The 17,619-nt window shown below is 42.1% G+C and carries 16 protein-coding genes; 8 read left to right on the plus strand and 8 right to left on the minus strand.

Annotated elements, in window-relative coordinates:
* Positions 1-49 precede the first annotated feature (49 nt).
* Positions 50-637, plus strand: coding sequence for a DUF1997 domain-containing protein (locus H6G68_RS16480; RefSeq protein WP_190907607.1), 588 nt, complete (start codon positions 50-52; stop codon positions 635-637).
* Between the two features lie 223 nt (positions 638-860).
* Here H6G68_RS16480 and H6G68_RS16485 read toward each other — a convergent pair whose 3' ends face one another.
* The 4 genes from H6G68_RS16485 to H6G68_RS16500 all read right to left on the minus strand — a co-directional run bounded on the left by H6G68_RS16485 (position 861) and on the right by H6G68_RS16500 (position 7,745).
* The gene (locus H6G68_RS16485) at positions 861-1,529 is read right to left on the minus strand and encodes a ribonuclease HII (protein WP_190907608.1); all 669 of its coding nucleotides are present in this window, start codon (positions 1,527-1,529) and stop codon (positions 861-863) included.
* Between the two features lie 8 nt (positions 1,530-1,537).
* Entirely contained in the window at positions 1,538-3,709 is a 2,172-nt protein-coding gene (rne, locus tag H6G68_RS16490) for a ribonuclease E (protein WP_190907609.1), read from the minus strand.
* A gap of 569 nt (positions 3,710-4,278) precedes the next feature.
* Positions 4,279-7,008, minus strand: coding sequence for a TIGR03936 family radical SAM-associated protein (locus tag H6G68_RS16495; protein ID WP_190907610.1), 2,730 nt, complete (start codon positions 7,006-7,008; stop codon positions 4,279-4,281).
* 431 nt (positions 7,009-7,439) lie between these two features.
* Positions 7,440-7,745 (minus strand): STAS domain-containing protein, encoded by a 306-nt coding sequence (locus H6G68_RS16500; protein WP_190907611.1) that lies wholly within the window; start codon positions 7,743-7,745, stop codon positions 7,440-7,442.
* Between the two features lie 468 nt (positions 7,746-8,213).
* Here H6G68_RS16500 and H6G68_RS16505 point away from each other — a divergent pair, with 468 nt between their 5' ends.
* The gene (locus tag H6G68_RS16505) at positions 8,214-8,411 is read left to right on the plus strand and encodes a hypothetical protein (protein ID WP_071188817.1); all 198 of its coding nucleotides are present in this window, start codon (positions 8,214-8,216) and stop codon (positions 8,409-8,411) included.
* Positions 8,412-8,426: 15 nt separating this feature from the next.
* Here the strand turns inward: H6G68_RS16505 and H6G68_RS16510 are convergent, their stop codons facing one another.
* Positions 8,427-8,783 (minus strand): hypothetical protein, encoded by a 357-nt coding sequence (locus tag H6G68_RS16510; protein WP_190907612.1) that lies wholly within the window; start codon positions 8,781-8,783, stop codon positions 8,427-8,429.
* Positions 8,784-9,058: 275 nt separating this feature from the next.
* Between H6G68_RS16510 and clpS the strand changes: the two genes are divergently transcribed.
* From clpS to H6G68_RS26900, 4 genes are all read left to right on the plus strand, one after another.
* Positions 9,059-9,340, plus strand: a complete 282-nt coding sequence (gene clpS, locus H6G68_RS16515; RefSeq protein WP_190712894.1) for an ATP-dependent Clp protease adapter ClpS — start codon at positions 9,059-9,061, stop codon at positions 9,338-9,340.
* An 80-nt stretch (positions 9,341-9,420) separates the two neighbouring features.
* On the plus strand, positions 9,421-10,254 hold the full coding sequence (locus H6G68_RS16520; protein ID WP_190907613.1) for a CPBP family intramembrane glutamic endopeptidase: 834 nt from the start codon (positions 9,421-9,423) through the stop codon (positions 10,252-10,254).
* Positions 10,247-10,540 carry a hypothetical protein gene (locus H6G68_RS16525; protein WP_190907614.1) on the plus strand — a complete coding sequence of 98 codons (294 nt, stop codon included), beginning with the start codon at positions 10,247-10,249 and terminating at the stop codon, positions 10,538-10,540. Before H6G68_RS16520 ends, H6G68_RS16525 begins: the two co-directional genes overlap by 8 nt.
* Before the next feature lie 242 nt (positions 10,541-10,782).
* Positions 10,783-10,953 carry a hypothetical protein gene (locus H6G68_RS26900; RefSeq protein WP_199332620.1) on the plus strand — a complete coding sequence of 57 codons (171 nt, stop codon included), beginning with the start codon at positions 10,783-10,785 and terminating at the stop codon, positions 10,951-10,953.
* Positions 10,954-11,448: 495 nt separating this feature from the next.
* Here the strand turns inward: H6G68_RS26900 and H6G68_RS16535 are convergent, their stop codons facing one another.
* The 3 genes from H6G68_RS16535 to H6G68_RS16545 all read right to left on the minus strand — a co-directional run bounded on the left by H6G68_RS16535 (position 11,449) and on the right by H6G68_RS16545 (position 15,157).
* On the minus strand, positions 11,449-12,087 hold the full coding sequence (locus H6G68_RS16535) for a pentapeptide repeat-containing protein (protein WP_190907615.1): 639 nt from the start codon (positions 12,085-12,087) through the stop codon (positions 11,449-11,451).
* A complete protein-coding gene (locus H6G68_RS16540) occupies positions 12,084-13,463 on the minus strand; it encodes a DICT sensory domain-containing protein (RefSeq protein WP_190907616.1) in 1,380 nt (459 codons plus the stop codon). Before H6G68_RS16540 ends, H6G68_RS16535 begins: the two co-directional genes overlap by 4 nt.
* Positions 13,464-13,564: 101 nt before the next feature.
* On the minus strand, positions 13,565-15,157 hold the full coding sequence (locus H6G68_RS16545; protein WP_190907617.1) for a photosystem II high light acclimation radical SAM protein: 1,593 nt from the start codon (positions 15,155-15,157) through the stop codon (positions 13,565-13,567).
* Positions 15,158-15,568: 411 nt separating this feature from the next.
* Between H6G68_RS16545 and H6G68_RS16550 the strand changes: the two genes are divergently transcribed.
* Positions 15,569-16,333, plus strand: coding sequence for a hypothetical protein (locus H6G68_RS16550; RefSeq protein WP_190907618.1), 765 nt, complete (start codon positions 15,569-15,571; stop codon positions 16,331-16,333).
* A gap of 808 nt (positions 16,334-17,141) precedes the next feature.
* Positions 17,142-17,537: a DUF1830 domain-containing protein gene (locus H6G68_RS16555; RefSeq protein WP_190907619.1), complete on the plus strand. Its 396-nt coding sequence runs from the start codon at positions 17,142-17,144 to the stop codon at positions 17,535-17,537.
* Positions 17,538-17,619: the final 82 nt, after the last annotated feature.

Raw genomic sequence — 17,619 nt, forward strand, 5'->3', positions numbered from 1 at the left:
AATAAATTAATCAATAATAGAAGTATCAAACAATTACTTCCTTGAATTCATGGCTACCAAGTTTACTGCCTCCCAATCAGTGGAAATTGCTGTTCCAGAGCAGCCTATTCCCATTCAGCACTACTTGCGTCAGCCTCAGCGTCTGGTTAAAGCTTTGGCTGACAACAGCCGAATTGAGCAGCTTTCTGAGGATGTATTTCGTTTGAAAATGCGTCCGCTAACTTTTATGTCATTAAGTATTCAACCTACTGTAGACATGAGAGTTTGGGCAGAATCAAATGGAATAATTTATTTGCGATCGCTCGGTTGTGAAATCCTTGGTTTTGAGTATATCAACCAACGCTTTGCTCTGAATTTAAAGGGATACTTATCACCCTATCAACTAGGTAGTGAGACTCGCTTACAAGGAAAAGCCGATCTAGAAGTGCTGGTGGAGATTCCCCAACCATTTTCCCTGACTCCAAAGTCGATTTTAGAAGCCACAGGTAATGGTTTGCTCAAAAGCGTATTGTTGACTATCAAGCAAAGATTATTGCATCACCTCCTTGCTGATTATCGTCGTTGGGTAATATCACAAACTAACAAAACAGGTCTTCTAAGTGATAATACTGAATTACCAATCTTGAACTTTGATTGACAAGGGAACACGTATAGCAGGAGTCAGGAGTCAGGAGTCAGGAGTAAAACCCTCTTGTAGTGAGAGTTTCATTATCAATTGATGTCCTAACCACCCTGTCCACGGCTATAACTTTGAGAGGAGTTGACATCAAATCCGGCTAATTGCTGATCAAAAAAACTCCCCGCACGGTTCCCTCATGATCAGTATTCAACCGGACACGATATTACCCCCTCTTCCTGCCTCATGACTGAATTTGGCAAGGACGAAAAGATAGACGATGCAGGGGTGAAGTTCCGTATTTTTGGAGAGCCAGTAAATGTCTCTGGCTCCCATAGCCTTTATTCTGCTCCAAGTTATACATGGGATACTTAGATGCTAAACGCACTACTAGATCATCACGCCAAACTTTAGCCATGATACTAGCAGCTGCAATGTTGAGCGATCGCTCATCTCCCTTAACGATTGTTTGTTGTGGTATAAATAAATCCTTTACTAACTGATTACCATCAACTAAGCAAAGTGCAGGCTGTACCTTCAACTTCAGTACAGCCCGCTTCATTGCTAACAACGTGGCCTGCAAAATATTTAATTGGTCAATTTCCGCAACTGAAGCATAACCAATTTTCCAATCTAAAGCCAGCCCATCAATTTGCTGCGCTAGTTGAGTTCTTCGAGAACTAGACAACTTTTTGCTGTCCTTAATTTTGGCTGCCATCAAATTTGACCAAGCCTGTTCAGGTAGGATCACCGCTGCCGCAACTACAGGCCCAAATAAAGCACCTCGCCCCACTTCATCTATACCCGCAATCAACCCCTGAATACCTAAGCTGGTGGACAACTCCAGCCAACTAGATTCACCTAAGGGTGCGGTTGACCAAACATCTGCACCTGTTTGCACTGTTTTGGCCATAAGTCCCGCTAACTTTCCTCTAGGCTTGACGTATCTGCGTCTAATGCTGAGGAACGACGGCGACGACGGCGATTAGCAATAGTAGTGCTATTTATTTCATTTTCATCTGTGAAAGTCTCAAATTCTGTTCGCGGAGTATCAGGGAAAGATGGCTCGATTGCTAATTTAGGGAAAGATGGTTCTTCTACCTCAACTTTTGGTGTTGGCTTTTTGACTGCACTCACTTCAGGACTGGTTCTTTGAAGAACAGTTGGTTCTGAAGTAGATTCAGTTGGTGAAGTTGGTATTTGTCCAGGTTGAACAATATTGAAAATCACTGATTTGGAATTCTTCACCTCTTGGTCTAACTTCACCCCAGGAGAAATTCCCATCAAGGCAAACATATCTTGTTCCTGAAGAGTCATTTCTACAGAAACAATTTGTGGAGGCTCTACTACCGGTTTGACTGGATCAATCTTAACTTTCGTCCGCTCTACTCTTTCTGTCCATCCAGATTTGCCCAGACTAGGTGTGCGGGTAGCGTCTCTTGCCTCTCTCAGGGGAACTTCGCTAATACGTCGCGTTTCGGAGAGCAGAGAGGGAATTTCTGGTATTGGTGTTAGTTCAGTGTCAGTATCCAGATCCAAGTCTGGCTCGTTCACAAAACCTAGTGGATTAGCAACTAACCGCGCTTCATCTTTTCCGTTAGCCCCATTGATACCAATGCGACTGCGGCGAGTGCGGGTACGACGCTTATTGTCGCCCAATTCTTGATAGCTGGGATGGTTAATCAGATCCATGGCACTCAATTCCGAGTCACCTTCAAATCCTTCCCCAAAGCCATCATAGCTTTCCCTTTCCCGTGTTTCTATAATGCGGTTAGCTGACAGACGTGGTTCTCTTTGCGGCGGCGGTGCAAACCTTTCTGGTATGTCTGCTGCTGGGATTGGTAATCGGTTTTCTATTTCTCCTGGTAAGCGTACGGTATGCCCTAAACCGCCGCAGGTGGGACAAGTTTCCCCAAACAATTCGTAAATGTTTTGACCTTGCCGCTTACGAGTTAGTTCTACCAGACCTAGTTCGGTGAGTTGGGCAATCTGAGGACGAGCTTTGTCAGCTTTCAGCGCTTTGTTAAAGTGTTCTAATACTTGTAGTTGATCGCGCCGCGATTCCATATCAATGAAGTCAACGACGATGACACCAGCAATATTTCGCAACCTTAACTGACGGGCAATTTCTGTAGCTGCTTCGCAGTTTGTCCACAAAACTGTTTCTCTAGCTGTTGCTGATCGAGTGAAGGAACCTGAGTTAACATCAATTACTGTTAATGCCTCTGTCGGCTCAATAATGATGTAACCTCCAGAAGGTAAGTCTACTCTGGGCTTAAGGGCTTCACGAATAGCGGCACTAATGCGGAAGTATTCTAAAATGGGAGAGCGATCGCGATGGTGGTCAATCAGCAATCCCTGTGGTGTTTGTCCGCCGCTCCAGTTCTGTAAATACTGTTTCACTCGTCGCAAACCAGTACTGGAATCGACGACAATTCGATTTACATCCGCGCCATACATATCTCGCAACACGCGCTGGATAAAGTCATCATCCCGATTCAGCAATGCCGGAGCGCGGGTAGATTGAGCTTCTAGCTGGATTGCTTCCCACTGCCTTTGCAGTACTTCTAAATCTTCAATAATTGCTTCTTCGGGCTTGCCTTCAGCTTCTGTCCGCACCAGCACACCCATACCTGCGGGTTTAATTAAAATTGCTAGGGCGCGTAAGCGGTTGCGCTCACTTTCGCTTTTAATCCGCCGAGATAAATTCACACCTCTGCCATAGGGCATTAGCACTACGTATCTTCCCGGTGAGGTGATGTTACCAGTCAGCCTTGGGCCTTTTGTTCCCGTTGGCTCTTTCATCACTTGCACCAATACTTTTTGCTGTGGTGTCAACAGTTCGGTAATGGCTGCGGCACTACGTTTGAGCTTCAATGGCCCCAAATCAGTGACATGAATAAAGCCGTTGCGTTCTGGGTCGCCAATATTTACAAAGGCCGCATCTATGCCTGGTAATACATTTTCTACTACTCCTAAGTAGATATCACCAATTTGGTGATGCCCCGTGGCGACAACCAGTTCTTGTATTTGATCTTCAGAAAAGACGGCAGCAATCTGATGCTGCTCCGCGATAATAATTTGTTTTGGCATTCAAGTTCCTCAAAAATTGGTAGCACCAACGGGTATTAGAAGAAGATCCTGTTATACCTCTAGTCCCTACGGTCACTGCTACAATGCGCTACTGGTAATAAAAATTGCAAATCTGGGGTAGCTTCATATAATTGGAAGCTATGAAAACTGTAATTGCGTTTATACGCCTGATTATTCCAGAACGACTGCATATAGTTTTAAGTAGTTAAATCAACCGTCCGTGGTTGATTTCTAATGCAATACCTTCACCATCTAGGGTCATGGTATTAGTGCAGGTGTTGTAAAAAGCATAGAGTTAGATGTCAGGCGTGGAGCTATTGTCAGTTAATGATTCACGAGGTAGCTATAGAGAGTGTTCTTTAATCTGCCTTAGTTTGTCTGGGATACAATCCTAGAAGTTGCACTCTCATATCTTTGCTTTCGCTCCCTGGGTATCAGGGCAGTGAACCAAGTCATTCAATGCAGCGCCAGAAAATTTCTCTTCACTTCATTCTAACGCAACCTTGCTAAAAATCAATTCCCATGATGTGCTGCATCAGGACAACTACTAGCAAGTTGCCCTCTAGGGATTAGATCCCTAAAACTAGTCGATTGCGGTGGATATGCAGGAGGTGAAATTCTGCACTAACCACGATTTCTAGTATAGACAAAATTTGCTCAGGGCGCAATATTACTCCATCAGGGCGACAGCTGCCCAAATAACGCAAGACGGCTTTTGATTCGGTTGGGGAGTTATCTACCTCTACTAGTTCGATCTCGAACAAGCGATCGCGCAGATTTATGATTTGGTGTTTTCCTGATTTGGTGATATGTTCTGACAATATCTCGTTTTTAGCTTTGATAGCCGCAATCCAGCCTTGCCATTCGGTTGCTGGTACTTCCCCAACTGTAGACACAGTTAGCAAATACTCTGCCGCTTCCATTGTTTGGGTAGCTGCACTAGCTTTTAAATCTATCTCTTCCACATTATATATGGGTATGTCTGTGGGCAATTGGCTCACTAGTTGCTCACGAAAACTTTCCACATCCATTGGTTGAGTTAATTCAAAATCGACAATTTCACCGCTGCTAGTAGCTCCCAATGCTAAGGCACTTGTGAGGGAAATACGGGGATTCGGATGAAATCCACCACTAAAAGAAATTGGTAAACCTGCACGTCGCATTACTCTGTCAAATAAGCGCATTAAATCGAGGTGGCTGACCAAAGCCATATCACCCTGTTTCCCAAACCATACTCGCAGGCGTTGTGCTTTGGTGGTGTTGGGGACAAAGGAGCCAGCAAATGGCGGAATTGCAGGTGGCTCAATCACGATATTATGCCCAAAATCAGTGCCACAGACACCACAATGAGAACAACCTTCAAAAGAGCAATCGGGAACAATTGCCGCTTCTAGAGCGCGTTGTAAGTCTTCTTGCAGCCACTTTTTATCAATGCCGGTGTCGATATGATCCCAAGGTAAAGGAGTACCGAGTACCAAGTGAGGAGTGGTGAGTTTTGAATCCTGAGTGAGGATTTTTCCCCCCGCTTCCTGCTCCTTGCTCCCTGCTGCAAACAGATTCCATTCACCGTTTTCGACTAAGCGATATTTCCAGTCTAGTCCAGCTTCAGCGTAGGCGTAGCCCATCGAAGATATCGCATTTCCCCAAGCTGTAAAAGCCTGTTCTACATTGTCATACCAGGAATCCATGCCTGCACCCAATTCCCAAGCACGGCGCAATACTTTACCTAAAGAGCGATCGCCCCGACCTATAAAGTCTTCCATTGCCGAAAGGCGAATATCAGTAAAATTCACCTTTGTATTCCGTATTCTCCTGAATTCTTGCCGCAGTAAGTTTTGCTTGCGCTTAAACTCTGAGGTAGAAACTGAGTGCCATTGAAAAGGGGTATGTGGCTTGGGCGTAAAATTAGAAATCGTCAAATTAAAGTTGAGTGATCTTCTGCCTTTAGCCCAACATTCTCGCTGTAACCAGCTTACCGTCTCCGCAATCCCTAAAACATCATCATCAGTCTCTCCGGGCAAACCGATCATGAAATACAGCTTAATTTTATCCCAGCCTTGCTCCCAAGCTGTTTTTACTCCCCGCAATAATTCTTCATTTGTCAAACCCTTATTGACAATATCCCGCATCCGCTGGGTTCCCGCTTCTGGAGCAAAAGTCAAACTTCCTTGGCGTGTTCCTCCCAGGATATTAGCAATATTCTCATCAAATCTGTCTACTCTCTGACTGGGTAAGGTTAGAGAAATATTCTCATTTTTTAGCCTATTTTTGATTTCCATCCCCACTGCTGGGAGGGCTAAATAATCAGAACAACTCAGAGATAACAATGAGAATTCATTGTAACCTGTCGCCCGCATTCCCGCTTCAATCGCTTCTACTACCTTTTCTGGTTCTACATCCCGTGCTGGACGAGTCAACATTCCTGGTTGACAGAAGCGACAGCCACGAGTGCAACCGCGACGAATTTCGATTGTCAAGCGATCGTGTACTGTCTCAACATAGGGAACTAAGCCGATAGAATAGGCAGGAATAGGAGTTGCTACTCTGCGGAGAATGCGTTTTGGTACATCTGGACGCAAGGGATATACTGCACCTCCTTCTCCCATTTCATAAAACTGAGGGACATAAACACCAGGAATCTGTGCCAAGTCTAGCAACAGTTCTTCCCGACTTAAGAGAGCTTTTTTCCCTTCTTCTAATACCAAACCAATTTCTGGTAAAAGTTCTTCCCCATCTCCTAAAACAATAAAGTCGAAGAAGTCGGCATAGGGTTCAGGGTTAGATGTTGCCGTTTGTCCCCCAGCAAAAATCAAGGGAAATGAGAATTGGTGATTCTCCCCTGCTCCCCTTCGACTTCGCTCAGGGCAAGCCTGCTCCCTGCCTCCTGCCTCCTGCCTCTCTCTCCAAGTCAGGGGAATTCCTGCCAAATCCAACATTTCCAGGATGTTGGTTGCACCTAATTCATAACTGAGACTAAAACCTAAAATATCGAATTCTGTGAGCCAGCGTTTAGACTCTACCGCAAACAAGGGGGTCTGGGTGGTGCGGAGTTTTGCTGCTAAATCTGTCCCTGGGAGGTAAGCGCGATCGCACAACTGATTTGGCTGGGCATTCAAAATGTTATAAAGAATGATATGCCCCAAATTAGATGCACCTACTTCATATACTTCTGGATAGGTTAACACCCAGCGTATAGTTGCCGTATTCCAAGGCTTGTGTACTGCTAAACGCTCATTACCCAGGTAACGAGCGGGTTTTAAAATATCCGATGTTATTAATTGTTCGACTAAAACAGCCACCGATGCTCTCTTTTAGCTACCTTAAATTACAGCTAACCAGACCTAACTTAGCATTGATTTATGTCTTTCAACCGCATTCATCGTTTTAAACTACAACTGTTTTACAAAAATTTACTTCTCATCTGAAATTTAGGCTCATACAGTATGGCAGTTCGCTTTGATTTTGGATGGCTTGCGTGGCGTAGCCACACTTAGTTGGGTAGGCAGAAGAGAATAGGAAATAGGGAACCAGGAAAGCAGCTTCTTCGCGTTGTACTGAGTTTTTAAGCGTCCGGTGCAGTTCATTTTGGCTCTAGCTTGGGTGGCGTAAACCATACTCTCCCGTAAGGGATACACAAAAATCAAATAAAATCAAAGTTGTAAATGATGCCAAAGCCAATATTAGAAGCTTTTTTTACTTTCAGACCTTGAGTTGTCAAATCTGAATCAGCTTAAAATATCTCAAAAACCCGATCAAGTTGGGTTAATTCAAAAATTATTCTGATAGTCGGGGACACAGCACTTAATCGAAAAGTCCGTCCTAAACTATCTGCTAACTTGAGTGCAGACACCAAAGCCATTAAGCCTGCACTGTCTATGGCTTCTACTGAGCCTAAATCCACAAGTACAATTGTACTTATATCTTCTTGTACCAAAGCAGATGTCATCTCTTGTTCAAATTCCCAGGCGTTGGTGGCATTTAAACAGCCTTGGGGACGAATAACTGTAAGTTTTGGCTGGTTGAGAGTTTTCAGCATAGTCACATCCTGATTCAAGCGTGTGAACCGCAGAGCGTAGTTTACTTGAACATAAACTGTTTTTCCCGGATTGACTATACGTCTTCAGTTTCTTTGCTGAATCTTTATTACTTTAGTGCTTCTGTTTAAAGATTGTCATAATTACACTATAAAATGTATTTTTATATACATTTTTTTTGTGCGAGTTAAAAAACAATCAACATAGATAGCCCAAATGCAGATTAATTTTATGTAGATATAGTGATAAACTCTCCCAATATATGTAAATCAAGAGGATTTGAGCAAAAGTATATGTAGATGTCAACCCTAATTGTTACTTTTTCCAATGGCAAGAAACAGGGTTAGCAACAAAGTGTGTGTCTAAAATTCAATGGTGATATAGATCACCATACATCATGCATCCAGATCACTTTTTATACTGAAGTTTATCTTGGATAATGAGTAACAATGACAGTTGGTTTATTCCCTATGAACACTCGATACGCAATTCGTCAACTGGTGGAAAAAGCGTTACACATCAAAAAACTAACTCCAGAAATAGAAAACGAAATCAACTCAGAACTGACGCAACTGGGTTACATATCCGATGTTGACTACGAAGCCCTAGAATTACTAATGGCAGAGATGGATGCTGGTCGAGTTAAGCTAGTCCCTACCTGGGGATAATCATCATTCATAACTTCACAATTGTTTGCCCTCTGGGAATGATGGCCAAAATTGGTGAATAAACTGATTGAGATGATCCTGAGCAACTGGGTCTATATCAGCTTTTGGTTGTTTGGGTGAAAGTTGGCTTAATAGGCTAATGACTTCTGTATCCATAGCCGGTCGAAATAAATTTACAGGCCAAAACAGGTCGGGCGCATCTCTCAAATCGTTGATTAGCGGTGGTTCGTAGGTGAAGTTAGCCAACAATAAAGGACGAACCCAGCACAAGTCACGAGAAATCACAACTTGAACGACTTCTGCGTAAAGATTTCTGTCACCATAATCCAAAGATACAATTTGTCCCGGTTGAAATTTGGGGCTAATATCCATAATCAGGGAGCGGCAGTGAGGCAAAATTGTGTTGCAGCTTTCTTAATTTTAGAAGTCGGAAGGTAGTATTTTTGATAGATTTTTATGTACTACTAATGTAGTATGATGTGTGCGCTGAGGATTTCTTAGTTCTCACAACAAACAATATCCTGACAGCAAAAATTTTTCTGCCTGGAATTAAAACAGAAATGTTGTAAAATTAAGTAAACAACTGTTAAGCAAATGCTGGACAGAAACCGTATTGTCGTAAATCAAGTATAAAAGAGCAAAGAGTAGTGTCAGTCGAAACCATTGAGAAGCGTTCCACATCCCGCAAGCTCGCGCCTCAGTATCGCGTTTTGCTCCATAACGACGACTACAACTCTATGGAGTATGTGGTTCAGGTATTAATGACTACTGTGCCGAGCATTACCCAGCCTCAAGCTGTGAGCATCATGATGGAAGCCCATCAAAACGGGTTAGCCTTAGTAATTACCTGCGCTTTGGAACCCGCTGAGTTTTATTGCGAAACACTGAAAAGTCATGGTTTGAGTAGCACCATTGAACCTGACGAATAGTCATTAGTCATTTTAGTCATTAGTCATTAGTCATTAGGATAAATACATATACTGGACTAATGATTATTGATGTACTTATTATGAAAATCAACTTAGCCAAACTCGCCCAACGCCCCGTCCTTGTGAGGGTGGGTTGCTTTGTTTTGATTTTACTGCTTTTATGGTTGCCCTTAGCTGTACCAATTTACCGATTAGTGCCTGATACTAATTTAGCAAGTATCTTGACAATCGTGGCGCTGTATGTAGAGTTTATTTTTTTGCTCACGCTATGGGGAAAACAAGTCTATCAGCGATCGCAAACATTCAGCTATTATGGATTAGAATTTACACGCTTAAATGGCGTATATGCATTGCGTGGGTTAGCTATTGGACTGCTGAGTGTTTTAGTTTTATTTAGTTTACAAGGTTTGCTAGGTTGGTTAGTATGGCAACAACCGAAAGTTTTTCTGCTAAAAATAGTTTTAGAAGGGTTGTTAGTAAGTTTAGGTGTTGGATTTGCGGAAGAATTGTTATTTCGGGGCTGGTTACTAGATGAGTTACAGGGAGATTATAAACCAGCCATAGCAATGTGGATAAATTCTACTTTATTTGCTATTGCCCATTTTATTAAACCTCTAGAGGCAATTATTCATACATTGCCACAATTTCCGGCTTTGGTATTGTTAGGTTTAACGCAAGTATGGGGAAAAGATTCTTGTAGAGGACGTTTGGGTTTACCAATTGGTTTACATGGTGGTTTAGTTTGGGGTTATTACATTATTAATGTGGGAGAATTAACGAAATATTCGGGAGTAGTTCCTGACTGGGTGACAGGTGTGAATAATAATCCTTTACAAGGAGTAATGGGAGTGTTGTTTATGGGTGGACTGTCTTGGTGGATGCGAAGCAGAAGTACTAAATTTAATTATGATTAAATATTTTGTGATTTTACTGTTATTAATATGTTCTTTTTCTTTAGCATCTCCAGTCTCAGCTAATACTTGCCGTAATTATGATGGGCAGGAAATTTGCATTTTGAGTATCAAACGCAGTGCCAAAAAATATTGGGAATATAGGGCGGCTGTAAGTGTAGATGGTGTCAAAACACCTGTGGAAATTTATAATTGTCGTGCTAAGTTTAAGGTGAATAAAGATGGGAGTTTAGCTCAATTTACACAAAATAGTCCTGGCGAGATGATTTGTAGTTTTTTTAAGAAGTAATTATCATGTCTAGCCATAGCATTTCTCCCACGGTAATCTTTGAGTAGATTATAGTTAGCATTGAGGAAGATAGAAATTCGTGACTGAAAGCATTGATCATGAGCGCTTGTTTAAAGAATTACTCGTGACGTTTTTTATTGAGTTTATAGAACTTTTTTTCCAGAAGTCATCAATTATATAGTTCTACATTAGTAATCAAGCATCCTTTTCTTACACCTGAGAAAGTTTGTATCGACCTGTTAATGCCACTGCACAAACAAAATCCCAGCAAAGGTTACGACGCATTAGCTCTAAATATTAGCGAACGTTCCCATGCTAGAGGTTTGGTTGAACTGTTAACAAAAGCCAATATTGAAAATAAGCCTACCTCTGAAAACTGGCTAGAAGAACTCATTGGCTCAATCTCTGATTAAGCAGCCTTTCTGGTAGAGCTAGAATATGGGCGTGTCTTTCGTCAGGCTGACAAGCCTAATGATGAGGCTGTCGCATAATTGTGAAATAGTTGCTCGACACAATTCAGCAAAGTTTCAGGTTTAGTGACAGAGGATTGGACGATGTAGAGTAGGTAGTTAATAGTTTGGAGTTTTTTAAAAGTAGTTCTGATCAAACTTTTCTATTTATTCGGTATCGCCAAAATACGCCAAACAATAAATACTGTAATTCCTAAATAGACGAATACAGTTAGCCATTCTTGCCAACGACTAAATACATCATTCATACTCCCTTCCCAGTGTAAAATTACTTATCTTCTTCTTCTTTCTTCCTTTGCTTCGCAACGCTAACGCGTCCTTCGCGTCCTATCCCTACGGGACACTTCGTGAACGCGTCTATCCCTACGGGACACTGCGTGAACGCGGTTCATTTAATCCATATTCTTTTGGTAGAAAGTCCCTAAGCAAAAATCAGAATTAAGAAACTACCTCCAGCATTGTACCCACCAAACAAGCCCGATCTAAATTAACTCCTCGCAAATTAGCAGATTCTAACTCTGCACAAAGTAAATTCGCCCCTGTCAAATTCGCCCCAGCCAAGTTCGCACCTCGCAAGTCGGCTTCCTCAAGGTTGGCTTCACTTAATAATGCCCCTTGTAAATCAGCACGACTCAAGTCTGCACCTTTGAGATTTGCCCCTGTCAGGTTAACACCCCGTAGGTCAGCGCCTCGCAAATCAACGCCTTGCAAGTTAACACTCATCAAATTAGCACCACTTAAAAAAGCACCTGCTAAAGATGCGTCGCTGAGTGTAGCGCCCATTAAATTAGCACCACGCAAATTACTACCTCGCAAGTCAGCACTAGTTAAGTCTGCTTGCATCAAATTTGCTCCCATGAGGTTAGCCCGCAAGTCAGTTTCTTGCAGGTTTGCTCCCATTAAGTTAGCACCTTCTAAATGCCCACCTTCAAGTTTAGAACCAGCGAAGTTAGTCCCCACCAAGATAGCACCGGCTAAGTTGATGCGGTTTAAATCTAGTTGGGATAGTTCCTCATCTTCTAAGTCTGCCCCTGGGAGTTGTTTGATTTTGCCTAATCTAATAGCTTCAATGTTCATTTGGGGTGGTAATTAATTTCCTGACTACTTTTGCTGTGGCTATCCCATCGGGAATCAAGTAACCACATACTACTACTGACTTTGGGTGTCATTAGGGGTAAGTCTAGTCCCTGTTGTAAACCCATGACTAACAAAGTTAGGGTATCTACAAGTTTAGGATCAAAACGGGTAGATTGTTGCTTTCGACAATAATCTAATGCTTGAGCAAATATATCTTGCCCACTTTGTTCTGAGTATTGTTGTTGACAAACTCGCCATTGAAAGTCTGCGGCTAAGGCTAAAATTCTTGATTCTAGGGGAATTTCATCTCCAGCTAAACCTGCTGGTTCTCCTGTCCCATTCCACCACTCTGTTTGGTGAGTGATAATTTGGGCAATTGCTCGCAGTCGTGGCATTGTTCTTAATACCTGCGCCCCTGGGACTAGAGGACAAGTTAAAGGACAACTGGGGGCTTCTTCTTCATAGCTTGTAGATGCGCCAGGAGTAAGGACGCTTTCTGCCTTTTGTAGTGGATCTATACGATGTAATAAACCAGCAAGGCGCAATCTTTTAATTTGCCATGCGGGTAAATCCAACAACTGCCCCATTGTTTCACAAATTGCCACAACTTCTGCGGCGGCCATGGGGTTGTTGATATCTGCTAAATCCATTAATTGCGCCATTCGCAAAAATGCCTGGATTTCGTTAGAAACCAAGTTACGATCTAGGGCGACGGGTATAGAATTCTCTTGCCCATTTTGTAGGTAATCGACGACGCGAGAGACAACTAAACCTAAGTCTTTTGGTGAGATAATCCCAGCCTGAATTGCTTGTTTATGGGCGGTGAGTTTGCTGGCTAGTTCTGGGTTATATTTTTCGATGTGAGCGATCGCTATTTCTGCTGTCTCTCTCACCAACTCCGGTTCAAATGTCCATAAACCATAAAATTTACGTTCTAAATCCGATGCTGGTAAACCACCGATACCATAATCAGCCTCTGATAATTCTTGACAAATTACCATTGCTGTGTATTTAGGTGAGAGAATAATTAAGTGCCACTCCTGTTCTACAGGATCACCCGCTTCTATAGGCACTAAATCAACATTTGGTAACTGGCTAGTAGGATGTTCTGCAAAGCCAGCATCGGCAGAAGCCATAATGGCAATTCCACGGCTGCGCTGGGCAATCTCTGCATATCTGTTTGCTTCTTGCAAATACCATTTACCCATTTGGAAGGCCGTGATCACTAAAGGCTCTCCGTCCTCAGTTAATATATGGTCTTCTAAAGCATGACACAGAGATACCAGGGTATTTTTGTAGTACACCCCAAAGCGAATTGGTCTAGTGCTGTGACGGTGGGCTGTTTCTAGTTGTTGGAGAATTGAACCTTCTAACATGGGGGTTGGGGAAGTGGGGAGGTGGGGAAGTAGGGAGGTGGGGAGACAAATCAAATCAAAATTACAAAACTTCTGCCTCCCTGTTCTCCATACTCTATTGTTTATGACACGCCTGCTAATTGTTTATTTGGTTTCTCTATTGGCGCGGAAAGTGCTGTTTCTAACTCAGCACAACCCAATTTTTCTTCTAAGATGTTCATCACTTCTCGTCCGAAGTCGTTGGGATTACGTCGCCAAGCTTGTAAACAGACTTCTCCAAAGAATGAACCAAGTGGTTCAGGATTCCATAGGAGTTTTTTAGCTGTCCAAGGCATCAAACTCATTGGATCATACCCTGGTTTGAGGATACCTTCTTTGAAGGCATATTCTTCTAAGTGGGTATGGGGTTGCAATCCAATAAAGAAAATGGCAGGTTCGACTTTATCAGCACCGAAAATCCGTTCTAATTCCCGATGATAAGCGATCGTTTGGCGAATGGTTTCGTGACGTTCGTCAATGACATTAAATGAGTAATTGACGGAAACTAAATCATTAAACCCGGCTGCTTTTAAGTCTCGACAGTTTTGCAACACGGTTCGCAGATTATACCCCATCCGCATTTTTCGCACCAATTCTTGAGAACCGCTGGTAATGCCGATTTCAAAATAGTTCATCCCGGTTTTCGCCATCAACTCACACAACTCTGGTGTTAAGTTGTCTGCTCTGATGTATGCTGCCCAGTTTATATCTGTCATGCCAGAATCGACAATCTTTTGTAATAGTTCTATAGCATCGTCGATATATTTCCTGGCGGGGATAAATTGAGCATCGGTAAACCAGAAGTTACGAATGCCTCGATTATACAATTGTCGCATCTCAGCCACGACTTCATCGGCAGGATTAATGCGGACTTGTTTACCTTCAACCACTGTATAAACGCAATAACAGCAGTTATGAGGACAACCACGCTTGGTTTGTACACCAACGTAGAAATCTTGATCTTGCAGGTAATAGTTAAATTCCGGCCAGATGGTTTCTATGTAGTCGTAGTTACAAGCAGTTTTTTCTAAAGGCGTGGGTTGTTCATGAATGAGGCGTTCTCGTGGTTGATTTTCTCCCACTACGTAACAGCGTTCATCTCGAAACTCTTGTCCACCCAGGAATTTTGTCAGCAGGGTTTCTCCTTCACCCACAGAGATAATAGTTCCTTTGGGTAAGCTTTTGCCTAACTGTTGGTAAAATACGCTAACTGCACCACCACCCAAAACTACACGCGCTTGAGAGTGATATTTTTGGGCGCGTTTTAAACCGCGTTTAACTAAGCCCAAGTTGCGCCACAGTTCTACATAGTAGGCGATAAAGATTCGTAAACCGCCTAATGCACCCCGTAATTTGATGAATGGATTTTTTGCATAGTAAAATTCAAAAGCGTTTTGTAGAGGATTTCCACCACGTCCGCCTACAGGTGCATATATTTGAATATCCCGCCAGGAGAAGACTAAGAGAGTGGGTTTAAATTCATCAATACAGGTATCTAGGGCAGTTGCATAATCTAAAGGTGGTACTGTACCTAAATCAAAAATCCGCTGTTCGATGCTGGGAAACAGCTTGTGGACGTGATCACTAAGGTAAACAACCCCAATGGGAAAGATGGGGTTACAGGGAAGGCGAACGTAAAGTATTCGGTTTTCCGTCATAGTTGTTTTAACTTCCATCTTACCGATTGTGAGGGGATTTGTGGGCTTAATATTAATTTACCAATATTTTGCTTGACTGTTGAATGAGCCAATTCTTTATATCCGCAAATTTACTTACCATGCAGAAAATTTCTTACTCAATTACTGCTACTTTCGGGTGACGTGAAAGACAACAAAATCATATAAATTTTCAGTAAAGATACTAGACATATTTGTTGTTTTTTTACAATGCAGCTAATATCTTAATGCTTGGGTGTTCAAGTTGTTTTCTGGACTTTGAATCACCGCTTGCTTTTTGTGGCTGACGTTATTTGCAAACAAGAAAATAAAGGACAATGTTAGGTAGTCATAGCTAAAGCAGTGCAATACTTTCACAATGTTTGTTGACAATCATTACTTTAACCACAAATCAAACCGGAGATAATTTCCATGAAGAAACAATTACTGACTGTTACCCTAACTGCAACAATATTTGGGAGTTTAACAAATCCATCACAAGCATTAGAGTTTGTGAACAATGGAAGTTTTGAAAACGGTTTTACAGGATGGACTGTACTATCACAAACTGGCAGCATGGGCAATGTCTCTATCACATCTGGAGGAACATCTCCAATCAGCAGTTCTACAATTCCTTTGCCAACACAAGGTACCCGATATGCCGTTACCGACCAAAATGGTCTAGGATCATATGTACTCTACCAAGACATAACCTTATCATCAGGTTCCACCTATTCACTTTCGTTCAATTATTTTGCTCAAACTGCTGCGCCACTTTATGTTGGTTCTAATATGTCTTTGAATACAATTCAAAATCAACACGCGAGGGTTGATATCATGACTCCTTTTAGTGCAGGATTCGATCCTTTTAATTCTGCACCTAATACAAATGTTTTGGCAAATGTTCTTGCTCCAACCGCAAGTCCGAGCAATTTCACTTCTGTAACGGGATACAATTTAACACCATTTGCAGGACAAACAATACGATTAGCCTTTAGGCAGGTTGACAACCAAACCTACTTTCAATTTGGAATAGATAACGTTTCCATTCAATCAGCAGCCGCGCCAGTACCCTTTGGTTTGAACACAGAAACAAGTCTGGCAGTAGGACTACCATTATTCTTGGGATTAAGGCTTTTAAAAAAGAAGGTAATATCAAAAAACAAGCAAAGTAAAGCCATCGATATCTTAGCTTAGGTTATAGATATTTTTCTCCGTTTTCGACGGAGTAAGCTTTTATCGTACCCTTTGATGCTTCGATATTAGTTTACTTGATGTACTGCAATCTGCTGTATCTGATTTAATTGTTTGGCTTGACTATCCCCTTGCCTACGGCACGCTACCGTGCGCGGGGTGTAGGGTGTACATGAAGAATAAGCACCCCGAAAAAAAGGATCAGGATGTCCAGGATTTAAAAATTAACAGGATAATTTATTAGGGTGCGTTAAATAGTAAACATCTGTTGATATGTTTATGTAGTCTGACACAGCTTACAACTAAAATCCTGATGTCAACAAAAAACCATCCTGTAAATCCTTAAATCCTCAAAATCCTGTATCCCTAACGGGAGTCATACGCCAAGCTATGCCTACAGCAAACTAAGTAGCCATCATGAACTGCGTACACCAGAACACATGAAAAAAAACTTCTTATTCCCCTCCACGAAACAGCGGGGAGGGGTTAGGGGTGGGGTCTTATTTTCAAGTCAGGTGAACAGGATATCCAGAATTTAAGGATGAACAGGATGAAACCAGGAATTAAAATCTGATGACGCGCTTTATACATGATCAATTTGCCAAACAATATCTAACAGAACTATTAACACCTTACGGAGTTTGCAAAAACTCAGATATAGTCAGGAAATTTTTATAAAAAAGACATAACTTTAGATAGAAATAATGCAGAAAATTGCAGTTGGTAGTCGGAGTTACAGCAGCAGGGGATCGGGCGATGTTAGTTTTGCTTATGTAATGTAAAATTGTGGCGTAAAAGCTCCTCAGCAGTTATGGCTCAAATATTAGATCCTCTACCACCAGAGCAATCGGGGAAAATTCTCTGCTGCTACGTCAATGCCACGAGTAAAATGCAGGTGGCTCGCATCTCCAATATTCCTAACTGGTACTTTGAAAGGGTGGTGTTTCCTGGACAAAGGCTGGTTTTTGAAGCCCCAAAAGAAGCTCAGATGGAGATTCATACGGGAATGATGGCAAGTGCAATTTTATCGGATACAATTGGGTGCGATCGCCTTGCCCTCAGTGAAACTACTAGTGATGAGTGTGATACAGACTCATATGAAGAAATAACCCCGATAAATACCACTGCGATGGTTTCTTCCATAAATACAAAAGTTGAAGATACTACAAAACCTTTACAAATCCTAGGATTAGCATCGGTTGATTGAAAAAAATTTTTCTCAATTTTAGGGTTGCTGAATTCAGCAGCCTTTTTTGTTTAGTAAAGTGATCTAAAATCTGATTACTTTG

It is taken from the genome of Anabaena catenula FACHB-362, from assembly GCF_014698735.1.
Lineage (GTDB): Bacteria > Cyanobacteriota > Cyanobacteriia > Cyanobacteriales > Nostocaceae > Anabaena > Anabaena variabilis_A.

Coding starts and splice junctions, on each gene's coding strand:
- H6G68_RS16485 (WP_190907608.1), bottom strand. CDS start 1,529: ATGGCCAAAACAGTGCAAACAGGTGCAGATGTTTGGTCAACCGCACCC.
- H6G68_RS16520 (WP_190907613.1), top strand. CDS start 9,421: ATGAAAATCAACTTAGCCAAACTCGCCCAACGCCCCGTCCTTGTGAGG.
- H6G68_RS16500 (WP_190907611.1), bottom strand. CDS start 7,745: ATGCTGAAAACTCTCAACCAGCCAAAACTTACAGTTATTCGTCCCCAA.
- H6G68_RS16555 (WP_190907619.1), top strand. CDS start 17,142: ATGGCTCAAATATTAGATCCTCTACCACCAGAGCAATCGGGGAAAATT.
- H6G68_RS16535 (WP_190907615.1), bottom strand. CDS start 12,087: ATGAACATTGAAGCTATTAGATTAGGCAAAATCAAACAACTCCCAGGG.
- H6G68_RS16510 (WP_190907612.1), bottom strand. CDS start 8,783: ATGGATATTAGCCCCAAATTTCAACCGGGACAAATTGTATCTTTGGAT.
- H6G68_RS16505 (WP_071188817.1), top strand. CDS start 8,214: ATGAACACTCGATACGCAATTCGTCAACTGGTGGAAAAAGCGTTACAC.
- H6G68_RS16540 (WP_190907616.1), bottom strand. CDS start 13,463: ATGTTAGAAGGTTCAATTCTCCAACAACTAGAAACAGCCCACCGTCAC.
- H6G68_RS16480 (WP_190907607.1), top strand. CDS start 50: ATGGCTACCAAGTTTACTGCCTCCCAATCAGTGGAAATTGCTGTTCCA.
- rne (WP_190907609.1), bottom strand. CDS start 3,709: ATGCCAAAACAAATTATTATCGCGGAGCAGCATCAGATTGCTGCCGTC.
- H6G68_RS26900 (WP_199332620.1), top strand. CDS start 10,783: ATGCCACTGCACAAACAAAATCCCAGCAAAGGTTACGACGCATTAGCT.
- H6G68_RS16550 (WP_190907618.1), top strand. CDS start 15,569: ATGAAGAAACAATTACTGACTGTTACCCTAACTGCAACAATATTTGGG.
- H6G68_RS16545 (WP_190907617.1), bottom strand. CDS start 15,157: ATGGAAGTTAAAACAACTATGACGGAAAACCGAATACTTTACGTTCGC.
- H6G68_RS16525 (WP_190907614.1), top strand. CDS start 10,247: ATGATTAAATATTTTGTGATTTTACTGTTATTAATATGTTCTTTTTCT.